The organism is Ruminococcus sp., assembly GCF_045129435.1.
Lineage (GTDB): Bacteria > Bacillota > Clostridia > Oscillospirales > Acutalibacteraceae > Ruminococcoides.
Genome location: NZ_JBGVJL010000101.1, coordinates 1 through 2646 on the forward strand (window position 1 = coordinate 1; position 2646 = coordinate 2646).

The window sequence follows — 2646 nt, forward strand, 5'->3', positions numbered from 1 at the left end:
TTAAATCAATCGGTCAAATAAAATTTTAGTAAAGATATTTAAACTCAGAGAACGGATAAACTACAAGCTGAGCCTTTCCTATAACATTATCAACACTGATAAGTCCGATTCTTGAATCTCGGCTATCCATTGAAACGCCTCTGTTATCACCCATTACAAAAATCATTCCGTCCGGAATAACCTCAGGAATTTCGTAATCAGCTTCAACATTGCAGAAAGTTGATACATCAAGATATGGCTCATCAAGAACAACACCGTCAACAAGAATTCTGTCATTTTCGTAGTCAAGCTTTAAAGTTTGGCCTGCAGTAGCAATTACACGCTTTACAATCGGTTCTGTATATTCCTTGCCATGAGAAATAACAACAATATCATTTGTCTTTGGTGTGTAGTTGAAATTTGTTACAACAAGCTTATCGCCATTTTGGAGAGTTTCTACCATTGATGTACCTTTAACATCAACAAGTCTGAAAAAGAAGTTAAGACAAAATATAACAATAACAAGTGCAAATAAGATTGACTTAATCCAATCATAAAAGTTAGATGCACCGCCGTCGGCTTTTGCGGCAACAAACTTATTGCTCTTTGCGTTATTCTTTTCCGGATTACTGAAAGCTATATAATCTGAACTTTCGTCTTTATTATCAGTTTTAACCTCTGCCTCTGTGTTTTCAACAGTGTTATTTTCTGTTTCGTTAGTATTTGCTTTATTTTCGCTCAATTTATCCACCTGCTAACTACAACAATAAGTAAAAAAGGGACTGTAAAAGCCCCTTTACTTACATTTGAAATTACTTACGGATCTGCTCTTTAACCTTAGCAGCCTTACCAACTCTGTCACGGAGATAGTAGAGCTTGCTTCTGCGAACTTTACCATAACGAACAACCTGCACGTCCTTAACATTTGGTGAGTGGAGTGGGAATACTCTCTCAACGCCAACGCCGTAAGCAACGCGTCTTACAGTAAATGTTTCAGCAACGCCACTGCCCTTTTTAGCAATAACTGTGCCCTCAAACATCTGAATTCTTTCTCTTTCGCCTTCACGGATGTTTACAGAAACCTTAACTGTGTCACCAACATTAAACTTAGGTGTAGATTCCTTAACTGATCCTGCAGCAATAGCCTTTAATGCGTCCATTATAATTCCTCCTGTTTTTTCTGACATTCGTACCTAAAGTAATAGTGCAGAGGAATGTCTGCTTCAAAATAACGGTTTTACCGCCACTTGAACCTCGTCATAGGTATGACGGTTTCAAATGCTTTTATATTTTACCATAAGCCATTACAAAAAGCAAGTGTTTTTTGTGCTTATAGAAAATTATTTTGTAATTTTTTCGAGCTTTTCAAGATATTTCTTAAAATAATCAGGTAAATCAGATGTAAATTCAAGGTACTCATTAGTGCGTGGATGAACAAAACCAATCTTTCTTGCATGTAAGCATTGTCCGATAAAATCAACCTTTTCATTCTTTACACCATACACTAAGTCACCGGAAACAGGGTGTCCTAAGTATGCCATATGAACTCTTATCTGATGTGTTCTGCCGGTTTCAAGAATACATTTTATATGTGTATATCCCTTGTATCGTGCAATCACCTGATAGTGAGTAACTGCGTTTTTGCTGTTTTTATCGGTAACGCACATTTTTTTGCGGTCATACTGACTTCTGCCGATTGGTGCATTTACTGTACCTTCATCTTCCTTGAGATTTCCATATACAATTGATTCATATTCTCTTGTGAATGAATGTGCCTTAATCTGGTCTGCAAGAGAAAAATGTGCAAAATCATTTTTAGCAACAATCAACAGTCCGCTTGTATCTTTGTCTATTCTATGCACAATTCCGGGTCGCATAACACCGTTTATTCCGGATAAAGAATCACCGCAATGGTATAACAAGGCGTTTACAAGTGTGCCGTCATAATTGCCTGCCGCAGGATGCACAACCATTCCCTTAGGTTTATTTACAACAAGCAAATCATTGTCTTCATACACGATTTCCAATGGAATATTCTCCGGCTTTGCTTCATATGGCACCGGATCCGGAATTTCAAGATTAATTACATCGCCGATTTTAAGTTTATAATTTTTACCGACAGCTTTACTGTTTACAAAAACAAGTCCCTGTTCAATCAGCTTTGCAGCGGCTGTTCTTGTTAGTGACGGTTCATTATCAGCAATATACTTGTCAATTCTCACGCTGTCTGCGTCAGCAACAAATTCAAGCTTTGTCATTTTTTAAATCCTTTTTTGTAGAGTCTGTAAAGAAAAGTACATAAACCATAAGCAGCACAGTACCAATAGTAATACAATAATCAGCAAAATTACAAACCGGCGGAAAGAATGAAAGACTGATGTAGTCAATTACATATCCATAAAAAATTCTGTCAATCAAATTACCGATTCCGCCACCGATTATAAGTGCAACAGAAGCATAGAAAAGCCTGCCCTTTGGTTTCTTTTTAAACATATATATGAGTATTGCGGCTATAAGAGCTGTAGTCAGCACAACAAATATCCATCTATTTCCTGCAAAACTGCCAAACGCAACACCTCTGTTTTCCACATAGGTAAAAGAAAGCAAATTATCAATTACCGATATGCTTCCGATTGGTTTTAAATTTGTACTCACCAATACCTTTAT

At 36.9% G+C, this 2646-nt stretch carries 4 protein-coding genes; all 4 read right to left on the reverse strand.

Annotated elements, in window-relative coordinates:
• Nucleotides 1-25: 25 nt before the first annotated feature.
• Nucleotides 26-721, reverse strand: coding sequence for a signal peptidase I (gene lepB, locus ACJMMI_RS04895; protein WP_405354047.1), 696 nt, complete (start codon nucleotides 719-721; stop codon nucleotides 26-28).
• 70 nt (nucleotides 722-791) lie between these two features.
• Nucleotides 792-1139 (reverse strand): 50S ribosomal protein L19, encoded by a 348-nt coding sequence (gene rplS, locus ACJMMI_RS04900; protein WP_405354048.1) that lies wholly within the window; start codon nucleotides 1137-1139, stop codon nucleotides 792-794.
• 180 nt (nucleotides 1140-1319) lie between these two features.
• Entirely contained in the window at nucleotides 1320-2237 is a 918-nt protein-coding gene (locus ACJMMI_RS04905; RefSeq protein WP_405354050.1) for an RluA family pseudouridine synthase, read from the reverse strand.
• On the reverse strand, nucleotides 2224-2646 hold a 423-nt coding region (gene lspA / locus ACJMMI_RS04910; RefSeq protein WP_405354051.1), incomplete at its 5' end, for a signal peptidase II. The genes ACJMMI_RS04905 and lspA, both read right to left, overlap by 14 nt.

Bases quoted from the DNA above. Each gene is read 5' to 3' on its own strand.
- rplS (WP_405354048.1), bottom strand. From the start codon at position 1,139: ATGGACGCATTAAAGGCTATTGCTGCAGGATCAGTTAAGGAATCTACA.
- ACJMMI_RS04905 (WP_405354050.1), bottom strand. From the start codon at position 2,237: ATGACAAAGCTTGAATTTGTTGCTGACGCAGACAGCGTGAGAATTGAC.